Annotated in this window: 21 protein-coding genes; 8 read left to right on the top strand and 13 right to left on the bottom strand. The window is 35.6% G+C overall.

From position 1 onward, the window contains the following. The first annotated feature begins 15 nt into the window (after positions 1 to 15). Positions 16 to 2,583: a hypothetical protein gene (locus I6U49_RS00530; RefSeq protein WP_198627170.1), complete on the top strand. Its 2,568-nt coding sequence runs from the start codon at positions 16 to 18 to the stop codon at positions 2,581 to 2,583. Between the two features lie 9 nt (positions 2,584 to 2,592). Here I6U49_RS00530 and I6U49_RS00535 read toward each other — a convergent pair whose 3' ends face one another. Next, positions 2,593 to 3,090 (bottom strand): GreA/GreB family elongation factor, encoded by a 498-nt coding sequence (locus tag I6U49_RS00535; protein WP_198627171.1) that lies wholly within the window; start codon positions 3,088 to 3,090, stop codon positions 2,593 to 2,595. Between the two features lie 135 nt (positions 3,091 to 3,225). Between I6U49_RS00535 and I6U49_RS00540 the strand changes: the two genes are divergently transcribed. Next, positions 3,226 to 5,037, top strand: a complete 1,812-nt coding sequence (locus I6U49_RS00540; protein ID WP_198627172.1) for an SLC13 family permease — start codon at positions 3,226 to 3,228, stop codon at positions 5,035 to 5,037. A gap of 122 nt (positions 5,038 to 5,159) precedes the next feature. After that, entirely contained in the window at positions 5,160 to 6,425 is a 1,266-nt protein-coding gene (locus tag I6U49_RS00545; protein WP_198627173.1) for a glycosyltransferase, read from the top strand. Between the two features lie 55 nt (positions 6,426 to 6,480). Here I6U49_RS00545 and I6U49_RS00550 read toward each other — a convergent pair whose 3' ends face one another. Next, positions 6,481 to 7,818 (bottom strand): aspartate kinase, encoded by a 1,338-nt coding sequence (locus I6U49_RS00550; RefSeq protein WP_198627174.1) that lies wholly within the window; start codon positions 7,816 to 7,818, stop codon positions 6,481 to 6,483. Positions 7,819 to 7,948: 130 nt separating this feature from the next. Here I6U49_RS00550 and I6U49_RS00555 point away from each other — a divergent pair, with 130 nt between their 5' ends. After that, complete coding sequence (locus tag I6U49_RS00555) at positions 7,949 to 8,593, top strand: hypothetical protein (protein WP_193709566.1); 645 nt, start codon at positions 7,949 to 7,951, stop codon at positions 8,591 to 8,593. 31 nt (positions 8,594 to 8,624) lie between these two features. On the opposite strand, the gene I6U49_RS00560 is transcribed toward I6U49_RS00555, so the two are convergent. Continuing rightward, a complete protein-coding gene (locus I6U49_RS00560; RefSeq protein ID WP_198627175.1) occupies positions 8,625 to 9,497 on the bottom strand; it encodes an SMP-30/gluconolactonase/LRE family protein in 873 nt (290 codons plus the stop codon). A 123-nt stretch (positions 9,498 to 9,620) separates the two neighbouring features. Between I6U49_RS00560 and I6U49_RS17060 the strand changes: the two genes are divergently transcribed. Next, positions 9,621 to 9,752 carry a hypothetical protein gene (locus tag I6U49_RS17060; protein WP_262894723.1) on the top strand — a complete coding sequence of 44 codons (132 nt, stop codon included), beginning with the start codon at positions 9,621 to 9,623 and terminating at the stop codon, positions 9,750 to 9,752. On the opposite strand, the gene I6U49_RS00565 is transcribed toward I6U49_RS17060, so the two are convergent. The 3 genes from I6U49_RS00565 to I6U49_RS00575 are packed head-to-tail and all read right to left on the bottom strand — an operon-like array spanning position 9,753 to position 12,773. Continuing rightward, a complete protein-coding gene (locus I6U49_RS00565; protein WP_198627176.1) occupies positions 9,753 to 10,823 on the bottom strand; it encodes a transporter substrate-binding domain-containing protein in 1,071 nt (356 codons plus the stop codon). It abuts the gene before it with no gap. After that, positions 10,820 to 11,281: a 3D domain-containing protein gene (locus I6U49_RS00570; protein WP_394370295.1), complete on the bottom strand. Its 462-nt coding sequence runs from the start codon at positions 11,279 to 11,281 to the stop codon at positions 10,820 to 10,822. The genes I6U49_RS00565 and I6U49_RS00570 overlap by 4 nt, the downstream gene beginning before the upstream one ends. 25 nt (positions 11,282 to 11,306) lie before the next feature. Beyond that, positions 11,307 to 12,773, bottom strand: a complete 1,467-nt coding sequence (locus tag I6U49_RS00575) for a Gfo/Idh/MocA family protein (protein WP_193709570.1) — start codon at positions 12,771 to 12,773, stop codon at positions 11,307 to 11,309. A 283-nt stretch (positions 12,774 to 13,056) separates the two neighbouring features. Here I6U49_RS00575 and I6U49_RS00580 point away from each other — a divergent pair, with 283 nt between their 5' ends. Both I6U49_RS00580 and I6U49_RS00585 read left to right on the top strand, forming a co-directional pair. Further along, positions 13,057 to 13,488, top strand: coding sequence for an FKBP-type peptidyl-prolyl cis-trans isomerase (locus I6U49_RS00580; protein ID WP_198627177.1), 432 nt, complete (start codon positions 13,057 to 13,059; stop codon positions 13,486 to 13,488). Positions 13,489 to 13,638: 150 nt separating this feature from the next. Beyond that, positions 13,639 to 14,052 carry an OsmC family protein gene (locus tag I6U49_RS00585; RefSeq protein WP_198627178.1) on the top strand — a complete coding sequence of 138 codons (414 nt, stop codon included), beginning with the start codon at positions 13,639 to 13,641 and terminating at the stop codon, positions 14,050 to 14,052. Positions 14,053 to 14,318: 266 nt separating this feature from the next. Here I6U49_RS00585 and I6U49_RS00590 read toward each other — a convergent pair whose 3' ends face one another. From I6U49_RS00590 to I6U49_RS00600, 3 genes are read right to left on the bottom strand one after another with little or no spacing between them, the layout of a single operon-like run. Further along, positions 14,319 to 15,011 carry an N-formylglutamate amidohydrolase gene (locus I6U49_RS00590; protein ID WP_198627179.1) on the bottom strand — a complete coding sequence of 231 codons (693 nt, stop codon included), beginning with the start codon at positions 15,009 to 15,011 and terminating at the stop codon, positions 14,319 to 14,321. After that, entirely contained in the window at positions 15,008 to 16,228 is a 1,221-nt protein-coding gene (locus tag I6U49_RS00595; RefSeq protein ID WP_198627180.1) for a carboxylate-amine ligase, read from the bottom strand. The genes I6U49_RS00590 and I6U49_RS00595 overlap by 4 nt, the downstream gene beginning before the upstream one ends. Positions 16,229 to 16,230: 2 nt before the next feature. Next, entirely contained in the window at positions 16,231 to 17,682 is a 1,452-nt protein-coding gene (locus I6U49_RS00600; RefSeq protein WP_198627181.1) for a RimK family protein, read from the bottom strand. A 170-nt stretch (positions 17,683 to 17,852) separates the two neighbouring features. On the opposite strand from I6U49_RS00600, the gene I6U49_RS00605 reads away from it, so the two are divergent. Then, entirely contained in the window at positions 17,853 to 19,142 is a 1,290-nt protein-coding gene (locus I6U49_RS00605; RefSeq protein ID WP_198627182.1) for a dipeptidase, read from the top strand. Between the two features lie 79 nt (positions 19,143 to 19,221). Here the strand turns inward: I6U49_RS00605 and I6U49_RS00610 are convergent, their stop codons facing one another. From I6U49_RS00610 to I6U49_RS00625, 4 genes are all read right to left on the bottom strand, one after another. Continuing rightward, a complete protein-coding gene (locus I6U49_RS00610; RefSeq protein WP_198627183.1) occupies positions 19,222 to 19,770 on the bottom strand; it encodes a type 1 glutamine amidotransferase domain-containing protein in 549 nt (182 codons plus the stop codon). 127 nt (positions 19,771 to 19,897) lie between these two features. Continuing rightward, positions 19,898 to 20,908 (bottom strand): YihY/virulence factor BrkB family protein, encoded by a 1,011-nt coding sequence (locus I6U49_RS00615; protein ID WP_198627184.1) that lies wholly within the window; start codon positions 20,906 to 20,908, stop codon positions 19,898 to 19,900. Beyond that, positions 20,905 to 21,453, bottom strand: coding sequence for a DinB family protein (locus tag I6U49_RS00620; RefSeq protein WP_232804601.1), 549 nt, complete (start codon positions 21,451 to 21,453; stop codon positions 20,905 to 20,907). The genes I6U49_RS00615 and I6U49_RS00620 overlap by 4 nt, the downstream gene beginning before the upstream one ends. Further along, the gene (locus I6U49_RS00625; RefSeq protein ID WP_198627185.1) at positions 21,431 to 24,004 is read right to left on the bottom strand and encodes a phosphoenolpyruvate carboxylase; all 2,574 of its coding nucleotides are present in this window, start codon (positions 24,002 to 24,004) and stop codon (positions 21,431 to 21,433) included. Before I6U49_RS00625 ends, I6U49_RS00620 begins: the two co-directional genes overlap by 23 nt. Positions 24,005 to 24,058: the final 54 nt, after the last annotated feature.

A 24,058-nucleotide genomic window follows, 5' to 3' on the forward strand; every position in this document is an offset into this window, starting at 1 on the left:
AGAAAGCTTCGCTTAATGCAAACACTCTTCTGCTCTTTTTCTGTTGTATTTTATAAAAAATTGCTTTCTGTAATAATATTCGCCTTTATTTCTGTACCAATCATTGCTCAGGAAGATTACCCCGGGTATGACGAATTAAGCGTAGAAATGATTGTGCCCAATCTTGGTACTATAGAAATACCAATTGCTATTAAGGGGCAGGATGCCTACATTCCGGTTAAAGAACTTTTTGATTATTTAAAGATTAAAAATGAAGAAACCGAAGATGGTATAAAAGGCTTTGTTATTCATCCAGATTCGTCTTATAGTATTAATGTGTCCCGCAATAACATAATTTATAAGGACAGGGAGTTTACGCTTAATGAAGGGCAGTACATTAAAACGCCTTTAAACCTTTATTTAAAATCCAATCTCTTTGGCGAAATTTTCGGTTTAAATACAGAATTTTCTTTTAGGAGTCTTTCGGTCACTATGAAAACCGAAAAAGAGCTGCCGGTAATAAAGCAAATGCGACTTAAAAAGTTACGAAAAAATTTGAATCGTGTAAAGGGTATTGTTAAACCAGACACCACCATGGGCAGAAAATATCCTTTTTTTAAAGCAGGAACTTTAGATTGGGGAGTGGTCACAACGCAACAAAGTGAATTTGAAAATGACAATCGATTAACACTTGGCTTAGGGACCATGTTTTTAGGAGGAGAAACCAACCTGATGCTTAATTATTCCACGAGGGTTCCGTTTGATTCCAGGAATCAGTTCTACCAGTGGCGCTACGTAAATAATGAAAGCAAGTTATTTAAACAAGTTACTGCGGGAAGAATTTTTACCCGTGCTACCTCTTCTCTATTTGCACCCGTAAGTGGTATACAGGTAACCAATAGCCCTTTCCAAAATAGAAGATCTTTTGGTACTTATACCCTTAACGATTATACCAATCCCAGGTGGACTGTAGAGCTTTATGTAAATAATATTCTTGTAGAATTTACCGAGGCTGATGCTTCGGGGTTTTACACTTTTAATGTGCCCCTAATGTACGGTAACACTGCGGTAAGGTTAAAATTTTATGGCCCCTACGGGCAGGAGCGCGTAGAAGAGCGTATCATTAATATTCCTTATAATTTTGTTCCAAAAAATGAACTAGAATATACACTAAGTGCAGGAATTGTTGAGAATGAAGACTTAAACCGATTTTCCCGAATTAATTTTAATTACGGACTAAGCAATGCCATTACCATAGGAGGTGGAGCAGAATACCTAAGTGGCCTAAGTTCTGGGGAAGTTATGCCATTTGTAAATTCTTCTATTAGGTTTGCTTCTAATTTTCTCTTTACGGGAGAATATATGCACGGTGTTAAAGGAGAAGGACTTTTAAGCTATAGAACCCCGGGAAATCTTCAAGTAGATCTTAATTATATTAAATACCACGAAGATCAAACCGCAATTAACTTTAATTACCTTGAAGAGCGTAAAATAAGTTTTTCTGCCCCCATTAGAGCTAAAAACTTTTCTATGTTTAGCAGGTTTAGTGTTAACCAAATTATTATGCCCACTACCCAGTTTACTACGGCGCAGTTGTTGTTATCTGGAGCAATAATGGGCATTAGCACTAATCTCACAACCTATGGAATATATAACGACCGGGTAAAAGAACCAACTATTTATACTTCGATTTCGCAAAATTACCGACTTCCGCACAATTTCTTGTTCTCACCGCAGGTACAATACGATTTTAGCCGAAATCAGTTTAATAATATTATTGCAGAATTAGAACGTCCGGTTTTTAAACAGGGTTTTATCAATATAGCTTACGAGCATAATCTCTTACGAAACGCCAATATTTTTGAATTCGGTTTAAGGTATGCTTTTAACTTTGCGCAAACCTCTATGACTTCAAGATTGGGGAATAGAAATAATTCTTTTGTGCAATCTGCGCGTGGAAGTTTAATCTTAGACGATAATACAGGTTATGTTATGGCCAACAACCGCACCGCTATGTCCAGGGCCGCTGTAAGCATTATGCCTTTCCTCGATTTTAATACAAACGGCAAGAGAGATCCTATGGAGCCATTGGTAAGCGGTATGGAAATAAAGAATACTTCGGGTAAATTAACATATAACGAAGATGAAACAATACTCCGAATTACCGAACTGCAACCTTATATAGATTTATTATTGGAAATTAATCCTAACAGTCTTGACAATATTGCCTGGAAAGTAAAAAACGAAAAAATAAAAGTACATACTATACCTAATCAATTTCAGGAAATTGAAGTACCAGTAGAAGTTTTGGGAGAAGTTGCCGGCATGGTTTACTTAAAAAAAGGAAATAGTATGAATGGGCAGGGCAGAATTATAGTGAATATTTTAAATAAAAGCGGAAAGTTGGTCAAGGAAATTTTAACCGAAGCTGATGGATATTTTACCTACCTGGGATTAAAACCGGGTGCTTATACCGCTGAAATTGATCCTAACCAAATGAAAAAACTTGGTTATACCGCGGGGAAAGCCATAGAATTTGAAATAAAAGTAGATAAATACGGTGATATTGTAGATACACTGGAATTTATTATTACAACCGATTAATTCAGCATATTATTTATAGGTTATTTTAAGAATTTCCAGTTTCCGGGATTCTTTACCCAGCAAAAAGTCTATTTTATCTCCAACTCTTTTTCCGGTAACCGCTTTGGCAATGGGTGCTATAAATGCAATTTTTTGTTTTTTAACATCGGCTTCATCAACTCCTACAATTTGGAATTCCTGTTTACGTCCGTCCTGCTTTAAAACTACCCAAGCTCCAAAACGAACTTCATCTTTAGGTTGATCTGTTAACTCTAAAAGCCTTGCATTGGTAATTCTTTCTCTTAGTAAATTAAGCTTACCGTCTATCACCGCTTTTGCCCTTCTTCGTTCGGTTTCATTTTCAATATTAATCCCGGCTCGATCTGCTATAAGACTCCCCTCTTCTTCCTTTAGTTCTTTTAGACCATTTGGGGTCACATAATTTGTTTGTCCGGAAGGTAACGCAGCCCTTGGCGGTATAATAGGTGCTTCTTCCTGATCGTCCTCTTTTACAAAACCTCTGCTCATAAGTGTATTTTAAGGTATAAAATAACAATTATAGAAATGAGGTGAAAATTATCTTTCTATATAAAATCATAAATATTTTAGTAGAAGCCGGCATGCATTATCTATTAGCGTATTTTTATTTTATAAATTTAAATAATGAGTCTGGAGATAGCCATATTGTTTTTTATTATTGTAGTAGTGATAATTTTGTTTGCCCTGGAAGTATTTCCCATAGATAAAATTGCCTTCTTTATTCTCGCAACACTTCTACTCACAAATCTGGTTAGCCCGGAAGAAGCTATCTCGGGTTTTTCAAGTCCTGCAACCATAACTGTTCTCGCTCTAATGATAATCGCCATAGGCCTGGAAGCTAATGGAGTTATAGATTGGCTGGCAGGCGGACTTAAAAATTTAAGAATCCTACCGGTTTTTCTAATGGTACCGGCTTTTATGCTTATTGCGGGTAGTATTTCGGCATTTATTAATACTACAGCAGTGGTTATTGTATTTATTAAAATTATCACCGAATTATCTGCACGATACAATATTCCCAGTTCAAAACTACTTTTACCCATTTCTTTCGCCGGAATTATAGGAGGAAGCTGTACTCTTATGGGTACGTCTACTAACCTTATTGTTAACGCCGTCGCTGTAGAACGCGGTATAGAAAGGTTTAGCTTTTTTGAATTTACCTGGTATGGTGTCATCTTCATGATAATTACAATCATTATGGTGAGTCTTCTAATTAAATTTCTTCCCAGGTCTGGAAAGAATAAGATTAGTGAAGATTATAATTTAGACGAATATATTACCAAAGTAATTATTCAAAAGGATTCCGGTTCTATAGGAAAAAGTATTCAGGAAAGCTTTTTATATGATAATGACGATATTGAAGTTTTAAGATTAAAACGCAACGGCATTATTAACGATTGGCCCGGGAAATTTACTACCCTTAAAGAAGGAGACCAACTACTATTACGCTGTAATCTTGAAAATTTACTAAAATTAAAGGATTCAGAAGGTTTTACGGTTATTAAAGAGGGAGATAAAAGAAAACTGGCAGACCCCATTATCGATTCTGAAGAGTTAGAAGAAAACGTACAGGTAGTAGAAATTTTAATGCTACCCAATTCCCCACTTATCGGAAAGAATATTAAAACCGTTGGATGGTACGACCTACATGGGGCTGTACCGCTGGCAATTAGAAAACGTAGGAATTTTAGAAATCCTAAAAGAAGAATTTTTAACCGCGGAAAAGATGAAATTGAATTAAGGGTTGGAGACCGTCTACTGGTAGAGGTTACCGAAAGTGCTTTAGATGAGTTGCGAAAAATTGAAAATATTACGATACTCGAGCAACACAAAAATATTGAAGTAACCACAAAAACCAAGAGATACCTTTCGCTATCTATTTTACTAGTGGTTATTGCACTTTCGGCATTTTCTATTTTTCCTATTTTAAAAAGTGCGATAATAGGTTGTTTTCTAATGATTTTCACCAAATGTATAGACCTGGGAAAAATCTATGCCCAGGTAAACTGGCAAATTATTTTCTTGTTGGCAGGAATGATTCCTTTAGGTGTGGCAATGAATAATACCGGAGCCGACCAATGGATATCAGATCAATTACTCCTGGTGTTTGAGAATCAAACCGATACTGTAATTATAGGGATTCTCTTTCTTGTTACTATGATATTAAGCGGGTTTATCTCCAATAATGCTACAGCAATTATTATAACCCCCATTGCTATAAGTATTGCAGCCAGTCTACAAATGGATCCCAAACCCTTTATCTTATCGGTGCTTTTTGCTTCTAATTTTAGTTTTTTTACCCCGGTTGGCTACCAAACCAATACCATAATTTACGGTATGGGTATTTATAGGTTTAGGCATTTTTTTATTATTGGTGGCCTGGTATCTTTAGTGCTTTGGGTAACCGCTTCCCTACTGCTTTCTACCAGTTTTTAATTAGGAATCCGGTCTAATTTCAGGTATTTTTGAAAAAACTTTATCTCGAATCTATTTGATATTTCCAGATTTAAATGTTTGTATACCTAAGTTCAAACCTGGATTAATTTCTAAATATTTCTATGAGCTTACCTAAAAACCGTCTACTTATTATTGGCTGTGTTTGGCCCGAACCTAATTCTTCTGCCGCCGGTAGCCGAATGTTACAATTACTGCAATTTTTTCTTGGCGAAAAATATGAGATCACTTTTGTAAGCACAGCGGCCCGTAGCGAGTTTGCCATAGATCTGGAAAACATGAATATCGCTTCTGAAGTGATTAGAATGAACCATTCTTCTTTTGACGAATTATTAAGGCAAATTCAGCCTAATTTTGTGCTCTTTGATAGGTTTATGACCGAAGAACAATTTGGATGGCGCGTAGATGAAAACTGCCCTGAAGCCATAAAAATACTCGATACAGAAGATCTTCATTTTCTAAGAAAATCCAGAATAGAAGCTTTCAAAAAAAATATACCTGCCGAGAATATTTATTTTGATGCCGACATTACCAAAAGGGAAATCGCCAGTATCTACAGGTGCGATCTTAGCCTTATCATTTCTGAAGCTGAAATGGAATTGTTGCAAAATAAATTTGAAATAAACCCTCGCCTACTTTATTACCTTCCTTTTATGCTGAATTCTATTTCGGAGGAAGAAGCACTGAATTTGCCAAACTATCAAGAGCGTAACAATTTTATAAGTATCGGTAATTTCCTGCACGAACCAAATTGGAATGCGGTGCTATATCTAAAGGAAGAAATATGGCCATTAATACGTAAGGAATTACCGGATGCAAAACTTATTGTTTACGGGGCTTATCCATCGCAAAAAGTATGGAACCTTCATAATGAAAAAGAAGGATTTATTGTAAAAGGACGCGCAGAAACTGCTGAAGCTGTTATGCAACAGGCAAAAGTATGCCTGGCCCCCATAAGATTTGGCGCCGGGTTAAAAGGGAAGCTGGTTATGGCGATGCAATGTAGTACTCCTTCGGTTACAACTACAATGGGAGCTGAAGGAATTAACGGAGCTTTAAGCTGGAATGGATTTATTGTCAATAAACCTGAACTTTTTGCCGCAGAAGCCGTGCGTTTGTATAAAGATGAAAAACTTTGGGTAGAAGCGGTACAAAATGGCCATGCCATAATTAACTCACGATTTAAAAAAGAAAAACATCAACAAAAATTTGCTACAAAGTTAGCAGGGCTTATTCAAGATAAAGATGTTAATAGAAAAAGAAATTTTGTGGGTAAAATGTTGCAATACCACAAACATAGAAGTACTTATTTTATGGCTAAATTTATAGAAGAAAAGGAGAAGAATAAAAAAACCGCCGGCCATAATTAGCCTCCCGGCGGTTTTTATTACACAAAAGGAACAGTTTCCTGTTCATCAACAGAAATCAAACAAATTGAGGCGTTTCTTGATGTTCAAATAACTTTTGATTTAACCCCTGTAGGGTTTGTATTTTATGTTTAGAAGCTACCAATAAAGAAATATTATTATTACTACCCCCATAAGAAATCATTCGAACAGGAATATCATTTAATAGTTCAAACAAACGGCTGGTACTTTTATCTTCAATAAGGCCTTCTCCCACAATACAAATAATACTATGTTCTTTTTCTACGGTAATTTCTCCATAATCATTCAACTCTTCCAGAATTTGATCTAAATTTCTATCAGAATCTATGGTTAATGAAATTGCAATTTCAGAAGTGGTAATCATATCTATTGCAGTCTCATATTTATCAAAAACCTCAAAGATCTTTTTAAGAAAACCATGCGCCATTAACATCCTGTTAGATTTAATTTTAATGGCGGTAATCCCGTCTTTCGCCGAAATAGCCTTAAGTCCGCGAGAATGTATTTCGTCTGAAATTCTCGTTCCAGGAAGGTCGGGTGTAAATGTATTTTTTAAGAATAACGGGATTTGCCTTTTTATAACCGGCGAAATAGTTTGAGGATGCAAAATCTTAGCTCCAAAATAAGCTAGCTCTGAGGCCTCTTCAAAACTTAATTCGGCTATGGCATGCGTATTCTCTACATATCTTGGGTCGTTATTATGAAACCCGTCAATATCTGTCCAAATTTGAACTTCATCAGCCTTTACAGCTGCTGCCAAAATAGTTGCACTATAATCGCTACCACCTCTTTTTAAAGTATTAATACTATTATTTGAATCTATTCTTACAAAGCCCTGAGTAATATAAACCTCAGTAGGTTCCAACTGTGATATGCTTTTTTGAAAAAGTTCCCCAACCAACTCAGTATCCGGGTTTTCCAGATTTGAAACGTGCATAAAGTCTTTGGCATTCAAAAAGTTATTCTGTATTCCTTGCTGAGTAAGAAAAGTAGAAAAAATATAGGTGAGCATTGTTTCACCTGTAGTGACTACTTCTGCGTAAACACCTTCTGAATACTCATTTAGAGTTAGGCTCTTTAAGGTAGTTAAAACATCGTTTACAAAACTCCCGGCATCTGCATTTAAAGTCGCATCGTTTATAAGCGCGTCAATCGTTTCTTCATGCTTATTTTTTAATTCAGAAATAATCGTTGCTATAGCTGAATGATCTTTAACTTTAATAAGGTCGGTTATCTCTACCAACTTATTAGTTACACCAGACATTGCCGAAAGAACAAGTAGCTTCTTCCCTTCGCGACCCGCCAGAATATTTTTTACATTTTTTATACTCTCAACAGAGCCTACAGACGTTCCCCCAAATTTTAATACCTTCATCTTTAAGTGTTTTTAAAATTATTTTAGATCATGCTAAAATAACTTCGTGCATAAATAGAATTTAAGCCTGCTGTGGCAAAATATATCTATCAATTTATATACATTTGCACAAAATGTTTAATATTTAACAATGAAAACAATAACCACCTGTGTTCACGATATTATTAGGCATCAGCCCTTTCTTGACGATGCCATTGCAAGAGACATTATAAACTTTAGTGGACTTGCTGAAGACATTCAGCCGCAGGTAGAGAAGGAAATGCGTAAACCTGTAAAGCAAGGTTCTATTATTATGGCATTAAGGCGTTACGCACCCCACCGAACCAAAGTTAATATGCAACACTTAAGGGAATTGGGAGATATTGTGGTTAGATCTGGTATTACAGAATATACCTTTTTAAATTCTAACAGCATTATTGCCAATAAAGCAAAACTTCTGGATGCGGTTAAGGATCAAAGTGGGGTATACCTTAATTATTCAAGTAACTACCAGGAAAGTAATATTTTGGTATCGTCCAGCCTTACAAACCTGGTTGAAGACTGTTTTAGGAGTGAAAGACGTGTTTCGGTAAAGGAAGAGTTATCGTCTATAACCATTGCCCTCCCTAAAAATAGTTCACAGTTTGTAGGCCTCTACTTTTATCTCTTTAAGCTTTTAGCTTATGAAGGAATACCGATTTTTGAAATGATTTCAACTTCAAATTATTTTGCGCTATTCCTGGAAAAGGAATATGTAAATCAAGCTTTTTTATTGATTAATGAAATAAAGAAGTAGCACGTCTCTCCTATTAAAAAACTATCTAAACTTATTTAAGTTGATACCACCATACAGCATTTTGATGGTTCATAGGTAAAATAAGCTGATTTTCATTGGTATCGAAAAAGATATCTCCGGCACTTTTTTCTGAAGTTAGGACTTCGGTTAGGTCACCGTTTTTTCCTGCCAGGTATATTTTCCCACTTGCCCAATCAGATAGGTAAAAGGCTTCTTGCCCTACCGGTTGTATACCGTCTAGATTTCCTATTCCATTTTTAGAAATCTTTGTTATCTCACGGGTATCTATATCTATTTTTAAAAAATTACCATTTTCGTTCTCTCCCCACGCGGCCGCATAAAGATACTTATCCTGTGCAAAAAGCCCGTTAACATACTCCAGCCTTTTGCTATTTAAATACTCAATGATTTCTCCTTCTTTCGCCTCCGGAATCACTAAATCTAAAGCTTTACCGGGCATTAAATAAATAGCACTTTTACCTGAATCAGAAATAAAGATATTTCCCGTTTCATCTACAGTTATATCATTTAGTGATTTGGCACCTTCAACGGGAATTCTTCTAAGAATGCTTTCATTAGGAATACTAATTTCAACAAGTTCGGTATTATTGGTAACATAAAGTGTATCTTCCTTTACCAATAAACCTTTCGGGTCTCTCAATCCGGTTATCCATTTTAGGTCTATAATTTCTCCTACAGCCGAAACTCTGGAAATAAAACCATCTCCATCTTTTCTATCGGCCATATTTGAAATATAAAATTCATTTGTATTAACATCAAAAACCACTGATTCCGGATGACTAAAACCTTCCAGTTTTTTAATTAAACTGGCCTCAGTACTTTGCGCATAAATGCCACTACTCAGAAAAAGGGTTATTAAAAACAATTTAAGTTGTGTGTTCATCCTGTTAATTTTTAATTTCAGAACCAGAAATTTAAGGTTTTAGCTAAAATACCGCTAAATATTTATCAATATTTAATTTCAAGAAGACTTTTGAATTAATTTAGTTATTTCAATAATATAATTATGAAAAATATTATAAGAGCTATTTTAGCCGGTTGGGGCGCCAAAAAGTTGGGCGGTGGTTGCGGGTGTTTTGGAATTATAGTAGCCTTTATAATACTTTGGATAATTCTCGGGTATTTGGGATTAGGGTAATTACTCGTATTTGCTCATAATACTATTCCATTCCATAGTTTTTAGTACACTAATAAGCACTGGATTAATCTCATCTACCAGCTCTGAATCTTTTGGAAAACTATAAGCATAATAATCTTTTTTTAGCGTTTTAGGTAAAATTTCTATTTCATCTTCCAGGCCGCTTCTTTTAATTTCATATCTCAAAATAGGCTCATCATATACAAACAGTTTTGTTTCTTCATTTTCTAAACGCTTAATACCTTGTTTTTCATTGGCTACCTTAGAATGGTCTATATTATAAAGACTTAGCAACTCTTGTGCACTACTGCTTTCTACGCTGGTTATATTAAATTTTGAAAGGTCCTGTACCGAATTTATTTCATCATTCATGGTTTGTACTGTTAAAGATGAAGCAATTCCTGCAGTTAAACTTGAAATTATTATTATAGCCATAAACATCCATATTAGCGCAATTACACGTCCGCCGGTGGTTCTGGGAGATTTATCGCCATAGCCAACGGTAGTCATTGTTACTGCACTCCACCAAAACCCCTGAAGTATTCCCTTTGTACCTGTTCCAAATTCTTCGGCGTTCTTCTTTCTCTCAAAAATCCATACCAAAAAGCCAAAAACAAAGATCACGGCAAGTAGAATTAGGATTGCAGATATAAAATTCCAACTAAATAAATTTGCCAGGTAATTGAATATTTGAGACTCACTTCTTTTAGCCACCCCTGTATGGGAAATAAAATAAGGCTGGGAGAAGTCCATTCGTTTCATACGGCTATCGGTAACCGTTACCGGGTTAATACTAAAATCTACTTCTTTGTTTTCTATGCCGTTCAATAGTTCTGCCAGCGAACTATATTCTTTAAACTCATAATCCATCCCCATCTCTTCATTTATCAATTCCCAGGAATCTATACTTAAACCGGCATATTGTCCATTCTCTTGCATTACAAATGGCGGAGTTGGTGTTATTCCAATAAGTATTTTTTTAGAAAGTTCCAGGCTATCTGCCGGTTGCTGGGCATTAAAACTTAAACTTGAAATTAAGAGACTAAATAGAAAAAAGTACTTTTTAATCATTTAAAATTATCTTTTTCTGTTTTTGTATTATTTGAAATTGAGTCGAGTAAAACCTCATAATAGATTTTTAATTTCTTCCGACCAAAATTCCTGGCTTTTTTTACATCTTCCCCCATATAAATATCTATTTTATTTTTCCAGCGATAATGCATTTTATCTTTCACAAGAAAGATACTGTCAAAACCTTCAATTTTAACCTTAGTGTTGTGGTCCAAGCCTTTTTTAATTAAATCCCTGGAAACTGCAATGGCTTTTAAACCGGGCCTTAGGGTATCACCCCATGCGGTTATGTTGGCACCGCCCGCCCCTGTTTGCCAGCTCAAAGAATTATATGCTGAAGCGGTAACCTCTAATGTATCCCAAACTATAGTTGTTTCTTTCGAATTTTCACTATTCATTTTACAAGCCAAAAAGCTGAAGTAAAATATAAGCATGCATATAAATACTCCAACTTTCATAACTTATAATTTTTAAATTAAAATTCTAACTTAATTTCCAACCATCGCGGTAATCTCTACGTACAAACTGGTTTGCTTCATCAAAATTCGTTACCCTCATATTTTCTGAATCCCATAGCATTTTTATATCCCTTCCAGGATATTCAAAATAACTGTCTCCGTTGGCACGTTTTTTCTCATTTCTAACATCGTAGCCTCTAATAGCCAAATTAGCAATAAGCAAGGTTTCGGTTAAAGGCCCTGCAATTTCAAATGGAGAACTCAATTCCATTTTTCCATAACCGGCAATAGCTCCTTCTACCCATTGTGCGTAATGTCCTTCCTCTCCTCCAGGTACTCGTTTGTATGTTTCTGCCACGTTTACTTCATCGGTTTTTGAAGTAGGTAACAAGCGAGGGTTTCTACCATAAGTACCGCACATAAGCTTACCTTTATCCCCAATAAATAAAACGCCATTTCCACCGTCTCCAAAAGTTTCATTTGGTCCAAGCTCTTCCGGTCTTTTAGGTTTAATTCCGCCGTCCATCCAATGAATGGTCACGTCTTCAGTTGTTTTTTCCGTTTTTGGAAAAGTCATGATCGCATGGCTGGATGGTGGGCAACTTTCGGGGAAATAACCTCTTTTAAATTCATCTACATATACGCTTCCAACACTACACTGAACATCTTTTGGATGTCCAAGGCCCAAAACCCTATAAGGGACTTCAATTAAATGACAGCCCATATCGCCTAAAGCTCCGGTACCATAATCCCACCAACCGCGCCAGTTAAATGGCACCAAGCCTTCTCTATACTTCTTATAAGGTGCGGTGTTTAACCACAAATCCCAATCCAAATCTTTGGCAACTTTGGTATTTTTATCTTTTGGCCAGGGAATTCCCTGGGGCCAAACCGGGCGATCTGTCCAAACATAAACTGTCTTTACATTTCCAATAAGACCGGCATCTATCCATTCCTGAACTTTTCTAACACCGTCACCAGAAGCCCCCTGATTTCCCATTTGTGTTACCACTTTATATTTTTGAGCTGCTTCGGTTAATTGCCTGGCCTCATAAATATCATGGGTTAAAGGTTTTTGCACATATACAGGTTTTCCTAGTTCCATAGCAGCCATAGCCTGCACGGCATGGCCATGGTCTGGGGTAGAAATTGAAACCGCATCTATATGCTTTGCTTCTTTGTCTAACATTTCACGAAAATCGGTATAAAAATTTGCTTTGGGGAACCTTGCTATAGATTTTGCAGCCCTACTCTTATCTACATCACATAGAAAGCCAATTTCGGCCTTTCCAGATTTGTAAAAACTATAAATATCACTCTCTCCTTTTCCACCCACACCAATTCCTGCAACTACTAATTTATCACTAGGAGCTGTAAAGCCGGGACCACCCATTACGTGTCTGGGGATAATACTAATTCCAGCTGTAGCTAAGGCTGTGGTTTTTATAAAACTCCTTCTGGAATTGGGTTTTGGGGATTCTTTTTTCTTCATATTTAATGGAAATTTTTAATTATAATAGGTTCTACTTAATCTAAAATTTTATAAAAGTTAAGTTAATAAATGTATTTACTTATTATGAAAAATCCAATTTTAATATTAATACCTTGTCTCTGAAGACCTAAGAATTCAAAAATAGCAAAACCAAAATGTTAATATTTTTTTAAGATTTTGGGATTATAAGTCCTATAGTTTGGTAGCGGATCTAATAACTGTACCTTTGCCAACTTTAAAGGGCTGCATTCGCATGTCCATGATAATTTTGAAAAACAACATTATGAGTCAAGTAAAAGCAAATGATACGGTAAAGGTACATTACACCGGTAAACTAACTGATGGGCAGGTTTTTGACAGCTCTGTAGAAAGAGGTGAGCCTATAGAGTTTACTATGGGACAGGGACAGTTAATTCCCGGTTTTGAGAAAGGCCTTATCGATATGAAAGTGAACGAAAAGAAAACTATAAATATACCAAAAGAAGAAGCTTACGGAGAGCCAAAAGAAGAACTTATACAAGAAGTTCAAAAAAGTCAGCTGCCCGAAGAAATTAAGCCTGAAGTAGGTATGGGACTTGTTTCTAAAAGCCCTGATGGTCAGGAAATGAATCTTGTGGTTAGAGACGTAAAAGAAGACAGTATTGTGGTAGATGGAAATCACCCACTTGCAGGTAAAGACCTGGTATTTGATCTGGAAGTAGTAGAGATCAAATAAGTTTTTATAACCTATTTTTTTAAGCCCGAAGCCTCCAGGTTTCGGGCTTTTTGTTTTTTAAACTTTTAAGTATACAGGTTAATGTTTTTATAATAGTTTGAGACTGGCAGGAATGATTTTTATCTTAGGTGTAAATCAAAAAATGTTATTATGAAAAGAAATGGAACCGCAATCTGGAAAGGAAATTTAAAAGAAGGACACGGTATAATTAGTACTGAAAGTGGTATTTTAAATAATACACAGTATTCCTTTAAAACCCGATTTGAAAACGGCAAAGGCACCAATCCTGAAGAGCTTATTGGCGCGGCACATTCCGGGTGCTTTACCATGCAGCTTTCGGCAAATTTAACAGAAGAAGGTTTTGAACCCGATACGCTAGAAACCAAAGCTGAGGTTACTTTTGAAGATGGCACCGTTACAAAATCACATCTTATCCTTAAAGCAAAGGTAAAAGATATTGAAAGAGAAAAATTTGCAAATATTGCAAATGACGCAAAAGAGAATTGCCCAATTTCTAAATTGCTGGATACCGAAATTACCTTAGAATTTGAGTTGACCCAGTAAACTACCTCTGGGTAAACCTACGAGGCATTCGTTAGAAACATTTCTTTAATTTCGAGGCAAGCCTCGGGATATTAAAGCCTTTGGCGCTGCCAATAAATTTTAGAAAAAACCTTAAAATAAGGTAAATAGACTATAGGAGGTTGTCTAAAATGTGTACACTTCGTTATTCTGAATTTATTTCAGAAACTAAGCTAATGATTACCAAATTATATTAGAAGCTGAAACAAGTTCAGCTTGACGGAATAAATTTTTAGACAATCTCTTACTTATTTATAATTAATAAATGCTTCTTTTAAAGCAAAAAATATTTGCTTTTTAATAGCTGGGTTCATTTGGTTATTAATTATAAAGCTTTGGTTCACTTCCAATTCAATTCCCATATAATCTTCGGGAAACTTCTTTCGTAAATAGGTGGTAAAACCATCGGCTTTTCCTAAATACGGATAATTAAACCTGATTTTTAAATGAGGATTTTGTTCATTTAAGTATTGTTTGAAATTTTTACAGAAGTGCTTTTCCATCTTTCTTGATGAATCATAAAGCAAGCCAATACTCGTATTTCTTATCTCTTCATTTAAATATGGAGTAAAAGTGTGAACAGAAAGATGTAGCACCTTCTCCCCTTTTTCTATTAAACGTGAAATTTGTGTTTCTACTGAATTTCGATAAGGAAAATAATATGTATCTAAAACTTCTAACTTCTCCCGGCGAGGTAATTTCTTAGTGAATTCTGAAAATAATTGAGGATGTTTTATAGACCTATTTACTTCTACCAAAAGCCTCCCCGTTTCCTGAACCTGGCTAAAATAAGCCAGTTCTTCCAATGTTTTAAATAGTTCTAACGCACCGGGATCATATCCACGATGAGAGTTTAAAATCTTTTCTGCCTTAAGAAATAACCCCTGATATTTTCTGGGAATGTTATTGTATGCATGCTCACAGGTTAATACTAGTTTCACGGCTTAAAAAAATTATTCTCCTCCAGGCAATCGGCTAATTTAAGATAAACCTTTTTTATGTTTTCAGTCGAAAAATTTCCTTGCAGGGCCTTTAAAATACGGCTGGAAAGACTTCCGTTATTCAATAAAAATTGAATATTTCTCCGATATTTACCTGAAAGCTTACTTTCTATTTTTGAAAATAGGATTTTCCATATTTCTAAAACTTCAACTTTACTATTAAGGCCAAATACTTTAAGAAAGGCCAGATTTTCTATTTTGGTATTTTCGGCATCTTTAATAACCGAATCGAAAATTTTAAAAAGCTCGTCTTCATGCCATTTCTTTTGGTCTTCTAATGAGATTAAATCGCCATTTACCAATAGCTTTAAAGATTCAATAATCAAAATGGCTATGGCCATATCGGCTTTAGGACATTCCTGAATATCTATAACCCTAATCTCTATCGCATTCCTATCAAAGCGGGCAATAGCACCACGAGAATTCAAAAAATGATGATCTAAAATATTTTCAGTATCATAAGGTTTAATCGCGCTATTAATGGGTTCAAATATAATTTTAGAATAGGCTTCTTTAGAAAAAACCTGCTCGGGAATAACTTTTCCCGTCATTAGAGGAATCTCTTTTTGGTTGGTTTTATATACCTGCATGCGGGCATCTTTAAAACCCGTATCATGCCCTTCAAAAATGGGCGAACTGGCACTCAAAGCCGGAATAATAGGTAAAAGCAAACGAACGGCCGCATGGAGTTTTTCAAATTCAGTATCGTTAAAAAAAGGAAGGTTAATATGCATACTTTGCACATTACTCCAGCCGTGGCCACTACAATCAAAAATTCGGTTATAAAGCGCATAAATTCGATTATGATGGTGTTTCCAAAGCTGGGTTTCTGCTTTTGGATTCATTAAAGGATGGGCAGCCGTTGGTAACAAACGGGTATTATTTTCTTTTAATAGTAGGTTAACTTCCTTTATGTTTTCAGCAAAAAGAAGGTCTAAATTTTCTAAATCTGTTGTGGGACCGTTGGTTTTTAACTCCACTACGTGGGCTACCAACTCGTTGCTCCATTCAATTTTTCCATTTGCTATATCGGAAGTGATTTCCCCATTTTTTTGAATAAAAAGTTGATCTACAATTGGGTTCACTTTAAAATTAGAAGCATTAATAAGCATGTATTCCAGCTCAATTCCAAAAACTTCAAAAAGATGATACCTCATATTTATTTCTTTAAAAGCCGGTTTTTTAAAGCCGATAAAATCTCTATATAAATTTGTTCACCATAATAAATATCTTCTACTCCAAAATCTATGTTAGGATTATCATTAATTTCAATAACCAGCGGTTTGCCGCCTACCTCCTTAATATCTATGCCATAAAGCCCTTTTCCCATTAATTTGGCCGACCTTAAAGCAACATTTATAATTTTTTTTGGAACTTTTTCAATAGGCAGGCAATCTGCATTTCCATCCATATCATTTTTTTGCTTTGCTTCCCAATTATAAATTTGCCAATGTCCTTTCGCCATATAATAACGACAGGCATAAAAAGCTTTATTATCTAAAATGCCTATTCGCCAATCGTATTCTGAAGGACTAAATTCCTGGGCAATAATCAACTCTGACTTCTTTAGCATCGCTGTTACCAATTCCTGAAACTCTACAACAGTATTTGCTTTTTTAACCCCAAATGAAAAGGTAGAATCGGGTGATTTTAATACTACCGGAAGCCCCGTTACTTCCAAAACCTTATCTATATTTTCTTTATGAATTATAATGGTTTTTGGCGTTGGTATATTCGCATTATTTAAAGCTTCAGCCATATATACCTTGTTACAGCATTTAAGAATAGCATCTGGATAATCTATGATCGCAATGCCTTCTTGCTGGGCTTTTCTGGCAAATGCGTATGCCTCATTATTTACTTCGGTACTTTGCCGAATAAACAAGGCATCAAAAGCCGATAATCTTGAAAGGTCTTTTGGAGAAATAATTTCTACATAAAAATTGAGTTTCTCGGCTACTTCTATAAATTTTTTAATGGCTTTAGCATTACTTGGTGGTGCAATATCATCCTTTTGTACCAGGATAGCCAGGTCAAACTCCGATGTGGTCTTCTTAGGTGTATCATACCTTTTTTTTGCAAAATACTGAGCTGCAAATTGATGCATACTTTCTATATGCTCCGGCGGAATTTCAGCCTCAGAAATTGCCTTAATACTTTTAATATTCCATTTGGTGGTAAAATTAAATCTCACCCTTAGAAAAGGAATTTGAAAATGTTTATGAAACATCGCGCTTAAATCTTTATATTTTCGTGCGAGGTTTTGCCCAAAATATATACTTAGGGTAAACTCCTGCGATTTGATACCTTTTAAGCTAATTTGAATTAAATCATCAAATTCTTCGGAAACAATTTTTACCAGCTTCGGTGCCCGCAGGTCTACAATATTTTTTACGGTTGGAGTCGCCAAATGGCCTCTGGCCTCAGCCAAAAGTGATACATAATAGCCCTTAGATTGGTAGGAATAGTCCTTACATAAATTAAAAATCCTTGCGTTTTTAAGTTTAGCAAAATCTGGATGGGTAAGATAAGTCTGAGCTGAAATAATAGTTATATTATCTAGCGTTAATTTCCAATCTTCAGGTTTATTAACAATAATATATTTATTCATTAATTAGATGATAATACCACCAAATGTACACGAAAAACAAATATCTTTTACATTATTCTTTACTCATATAAATATTCTTTAAGCTATTTTTTTTCTAAACCTGGCACCTGGATTTAATACCTTAATTTTTATTAGTAATTTCAAGGCCTCACAAAACTGAAAAATAATTTATGAAACTAAATCTTTTTAGCCTTGCACTAATATTTTCGGCTAACCTTGCAGTTGCTCAACAAGATAATGAAAAAGCATTATTAAAAAAAGCAAAAGAAATTCACGAAAACGTAATTACCATAGATACGCATGCCGATATCAATATTAATAACTTTACTGAAGAAAAAAATTACACCATGAATTTAGGAAGCCAGGTAACACTTCCTAAAATGGACGCCGGTGGTCTAGACGTGGCATGGTTTATAGTGTATACCGGCCAGGATGAGCTCTCAGAACAAGGTTTTAAAAGTGCCCATGAAAACGCTATGGGCAAGTTCGACGCCATCCATAAATTGGTCAACGATTTTGCACCAGAACAAATAGGCCTGGCAACTAACGCACAAGAAGTACGTGATTTGGTTGCTGAAGGCAAGAAAGTAGCTATGATTGGTGTTGAAAATGGCTACCCCATAGGTAATAATATTGAAAATGTAGAAAAGTTTTACGATTTAGGTGCCAGGTATATGTCGCTTTCGCACCAGGGCCACAGCCAGCTAAGCGATTCTAATACCGGAGAGGCGAACGATGAATGGCTGCATAACGGACTTAGTAAATTAGGGGAAGAAGTAATTGCAGAAATGAATCGCCTGGGAATGATGGTAGATGTATCTCACCCTTCAAAGGAAGCAATTAAGCAAATGTTTAAACTTTCTAAAGCACCGCTTATCGCTTCCCACTCCTCTGCCCGTAAATTATGTAACCACAGTCGTAATTTAGACGACGAGCTTTTATTGTTATTTAAAGAACACGGTGGCGTGGTACAAACTGTTGCCTTTAAAAATTATGTGGATATTGAGAAAAATAAAGCTTTTAATGCGGCACGTGCTAAAACTTTTGAAGAGGAAGCGAAAAAAGAAAATTTTAAAGCTTTAGACAGAGAGGCTATAAGTAATTTAAGTTCTAACGAAAAAGACGCTTATTACGCAAAAGAAGAAAAAGTAAAGCTGGCTGCTGCTGAGGCAATGGAGTTATTAAAACCCGAAATAGCACCTGTAGGAGTGTCAGATTTTGTTGATCATATAGATTATATGGTAGATTTAATAGGCATTGAGCACGTAGGAATAAGCTCAGATTTTGATGGTGGTGGTGGTATTGACGGCTGGGAAGATGCTTCAGAAACTTTAAATATAACTATGGAATTGGTAAAACGTGGATATACCGAAGAAGAAATAGCCAAACTTTGGGGAGAAAACTTACTTAGGGTTATGAATGAAGTTGATGCCGTTGCGGCAGAACTTCAAAAAGGATAAATTCTTCCTTTTCTAAAACTAAAAAATCCTGCCCGGTTAAATATCCGGGCAGGATTTTAATTTTTATCTAAAATCTAGATTATGCGTGTTGCAGCTCGTGTTTTCCTTCTTTAATCTCTTCAATCATCTTCGCATTAAATGCCGGAAGATCGTCTGGATTTCTTGAGGTTACAAAAGCTTCATCTACAACTACTTCTTTATCTACCCAAAGTGCTCCTGCGTTTTCCAGGTCCTTCTTAATTGAATTAAAAGAAGTCATTGTACGGCCTTCCACAACCTCTGCATTAATTAAGGTCCATGCTGCGTGGCAAATAGCACCTACTGGCTTACTTTGCTTAAAAAAGTCTCTAACAAAAACAAGGGCATCTTCGTTTCTTCTTAATTGATCTGGGTTTATCACTCCACCTGGAAGCACCAAGGCATTGTATTCTTTAGCACTCGCTTCTTTTACAATGCGGTCTACTTCTATTTCACCAGACCAGTTTGTGCCTTCCCAGCCTTTAATCTTACCCTTTTCAAGACTTATAACATCTACTTTAAAACCTTCGTTTTCTAAAGCCTCTTTTGGAGAAAATAATTCACTTTTTTCAAATCCGTTAGTGGCTAAAATTGCAATTCTCTTTTCCATAATTCTATCTTTTTTTGGTTTAGCACGAAGGTAAAATAAGCTTAAAAGACAGTATATTAAGGTGATTATAAAAAGAGGGCGCTCTAAAGTTAAACTTTATTAATTCTCTTAAAATTTGTAAAATGAACTATGTTTTGCGTTTAGAATTCTCATTCTTTTTAGATTGTTCCTTCCAATCAAGTTTGTTTTTAAGCGTGGCTATAATATCTTTTTCTTCTTCTAAATGGGTACGTTTATCACTTAATTTTTCCAATTCCTGATAAATTGCCGGCTCCCCGAATTTATTGGGTACTACCCTTTCTTTTTTCAGGATAGCATATTGTACGGTAAATTCTGCTCCAAAAAATAAAATAAGACAGGTATAGTAAACCCATAATAAAATAAGAACTACCGAAGAAGCTCCACCATAGACCGAAGCCGGTTCACTTTGCCCAAAATAAAAACTTATAAGTGCTTCGCCCAATAAAAATAAGATAGTAGTCACAGCCGCACCTAAATAAGTAATTTTCCATCGTAATTTTATATCAGGAAGTAATTTAAAAATAGCTGCGAATAAAGTAGTAATGACCAGGAATGAGATGCTAAAATTAGCCAACTCAACCATAAACTCGGTTATGTTTGGCGCGTATCGTTCAATTTCGTCTTTGAGAACCCTAATTAAAGCTGAAATCACAAGAGATAGCAAGAGTAAAAGCCCGATAACCATTACCATTCCAAAAGAAATCAACCGATCTAACAAGATCCCCAGAAAATCTGTTTTTTTGGCTGCTACGTTCCAAATATTATTCATGGCTATTTTAAGCTGAAAAAATACTCCGGTAGCACCAAAGAGCAGCATTCCCACGCCAAAAATAATGGCCCAGGTAGAATCACTGGAAAGTGCAGCGTTGGCAATCATATTTTCTATAGCCTCTGCCGACTCTTTTCCTATAAAATTGCTGATTTCTGAAGTTAGCCTTCCCTGAACAGCCTCCTGCCCAAAGAAATAACCTGCTGTGGTCACTACAATAATTAATAAAGAAGGTAATGAAAACAAAGCATAATAAGCTATAGTAGCACTGCGCGCGTAGGGTTCGTTACGCATCCAGCTTATATAAGCCTGTTTAAAAAGCGACCATGAGGTTTTAAAAAACTTCATATAATTTGATAATTATCCTTAAAAAGCTCAATATGATGTTTGGTATGGCCTGCCACAATAAAGCCTAATGCACGGCAGCTAGTAGCACTTCCGCCTACAAAACCCTTACTTGTAAGCATTTCTTCCGAAAAGCTTTCATAAAGGCCAATCCCCGCATCTCTTACCGCAATAAATTCATTTTTAAAAGATTGTATATCCCTGTTTTTTACTGAGCTTGCTGTTACATAAGCATTATGATCAAAACCGGGTAACTCTACATCGGGATCTCTTGCCATTGTAAGCGATCTATATTGAAAAATTCTTTCAACATCTATTAAATGCTGAATTACTTCGGCCACGCTCCATTTTCCTTTTGCATAACTATAAGTTAAGTCTTTAGGCTTCAATTTCTCTAAAAAGCTAAGAAACTCTTGCTTGTTTTCCAAAAGTAAAATCCCCAGCGCTACATGGCCGGGGATTTTCTTTAAATACCTATTATAGTACGCATCGTACTCATTGGAATTTAAATTATTTGCTATCATATTAAGCAGAATTTCTACTGGCATTTATGTTTCCGTAAAGGGAACGTGTTACCATTTTTTCATAAACTTCCAGCATTTCTTCTGCACTTTTCCCTTGTTCCTGTAATTCCTGAACTTTTCTAAGTGCATGTTGTTGTATAGTTAACAATGGTAGTACAATACGCTCTCTTGCTTCAATAGAAGCTTTTCCGGCCGGTTGGTTCTCCATAAGTTCCTCATAACCGGTTATTTTCAACAACATTGCGTGAGTACGTTTGTATTCGGTATAAATAATCTTCCAAAAATCTCCAAACTCTTTATCTTTCTCCATATAGGCCGTTAGCGCAAAGAAAGATTTAGTAAGACTCATCATAGAGTTTTCCAGTAAAGTTTTAAAGAAAACCGAATTTTCATAAAGTGCTTTCACTTTATCAAATTCTCCTGCTTTTTCATACTGCTCTAAAGCAGTTCCCACTCCAAAGAACCCAGGGACATTTTGTTTTAACTGGCTCCAGCTTCCCACAAATGGTATAGCCCTAAGATCGTCTAAATTAAGCTTTGCCGATTTATTCCTTTTGGATGGACGGCTACCAATATTGGTTTTAGCATAATATTTTAGCGTACTCATCTTCTCCAGGTAAGGAATAAACTTTTCGTGCTGTTTAAAATCGGTATATGTTTTATAACTTATTTCAGCCAGATTTGTCATGGTTTCCCGGTCTTCATCGGTCAACTGGTTTTTATCTTCACTAAAAATTTCATTAGAAACACCAGAACTTAGCAATTGTTCCAAATTATACCTACAGGATTCCCTGGTTCCAAAGTTAGAGCTAATGGTTTGCCCCTGTACGGTTAATTGAATTTCTTCATTTTCAATTCCAGAACCTAAAGAAGCGTAGAATTGGTGAGTTTTTCCACCACCACGTGCCGGTGGTCCACCTCTACCATCAAAGAATACTACTTTAATATCATATTTTCTGGAAACTTCTGTAAGCATTTCTTTAGCTTTATAAATACTCCAGTTTGCCATTAAATATCCGCCATCTTTAGTACCATCACTAAAGCCAAGCATAATGGTTTGTTTGTTCCCCCTTCTTTCCAAATGCTGTCTGTAAACAGGGTTTTGGTAAAGGGTTTCCATCACGTTTGGAGAAGCTTTTAAATCGGGTACAGTCTCGAACAACGGAATAATATCTACTGTTGGTTTATCCCATCCGCAAAGCCTTAAAAACGCAAATGGTTCTAAAATACTTTGTGGTACTTCACTATGGCTAATTATATACCTATTGGCTCCGTTTTCTCCATTTTTCTGCTGAATCTCCTGCATCGCGTAAATAGATGAAAGCGTAGACTTAGTAATTCCATCTTCATACTTTTCAGGATCAATATTTCCTTCAACCTTAGTCAGTATATCAATTTGCTCTTCGTTAGAAAGCGAAGCATAGTTTTCAGGGAAGATTTCAGGGTGAGTTTTAATTACTTCTTCCAAAACTTCGGCGTGCTTGCCTGAATCCTGGCGAATGTCTAGCGTGGCAAAATGATAACCAAAAATATTTACTTTATTGATAAGGTCGTTAATTTCTTCTACAAATAAGCCCTGGTGCCTGGTTTCTACAATATCTTTTATTTTATATAACCTGGTCTTAAAGTCTTCCAGTGACATTTTGATCTTGCCAGATCTAGAGATTGCACTTTGGTAGAGCGAAGTCTCCATTTCAGCAATAATTATATCTACTTCATTAAAAGTAACCCTTCTTTTAAGCTTTCTTAAATCACGGTAATAATTTAATAAAATAGTGCTTCGTAATCTTTGGGCTACTTTTAAGGTTATTTCAGTAGTCACAAAAGGGTTTCCATCGCGGTCTCCCCCCGGCCAGAAGCCCAAATTAATCACTTGATTACCCAGGTCTTCTCCTTCAAAAATATTTTGCTGGATATAATTATAGATCTTACTTACACTTTGGTAGAATACATTTTCAAAATACCAAATAAGGCTAACGGCTTCATCATAAGGAGTTGGTTTTTCTTTTTTAAAGAAAGGAGTCTTTCCTAACTGTGCCAACAATTTCTTGATAAGGCTAAGATCATTTTTTTGAATTGCTTTATCTAAATCGGTAATAATACCTAATACAGCTCCCGGATAAAACTGCGTAGGGTGTGCAGTTAGGGTTGGTCTTACATTAAAACGTTTAAGGTATTCTCGTAACTCTGGTGTTTTACCTTTGTCTTCGGCTTCCTCTTTTACATTTCTAAGGGTTCCGCGACCATCCATATTATTTACTATAGGAAAAGAAGCATCTTCAATAGCATCAAAAAGCACTACCTGTCTTTCTATATACTGAATAAATCTAAACAGAAGGCTTATTTGATCTTTTTCGGAAGGATTGTCCTGGTATTTACTGAAAAAACTTTCAATAATCTCTGAAGGATTTTTGTTCTCCTTAAAGCCTGCTTCACATAATTCCTGAAAAAGAGGCAGCAGGGATCCTGTTTTACTAATATCGTCAAAGGGCAGCGTTAAAAATATACTGTTATAAACCTGATATTTTGAAAGTACGCTCTCATTGAAACGCTCTAGTCTTGGTTCTCTGTGCATAATAAATTTTAGTTGATTAAGGTTATTTCTAATAATGTTAAAAAAAAACCCTTT

The organism is Salegentibacter maritimus (assembly GCF_016236915.1).
Taxonomy (GTDB): domain Bacteria; phylum Bacteroidota; class Bacteroidia; order Flavobacteriales; family Flavobacteriaceae; genus Salegentibacter; species Salegentibacter maritimus.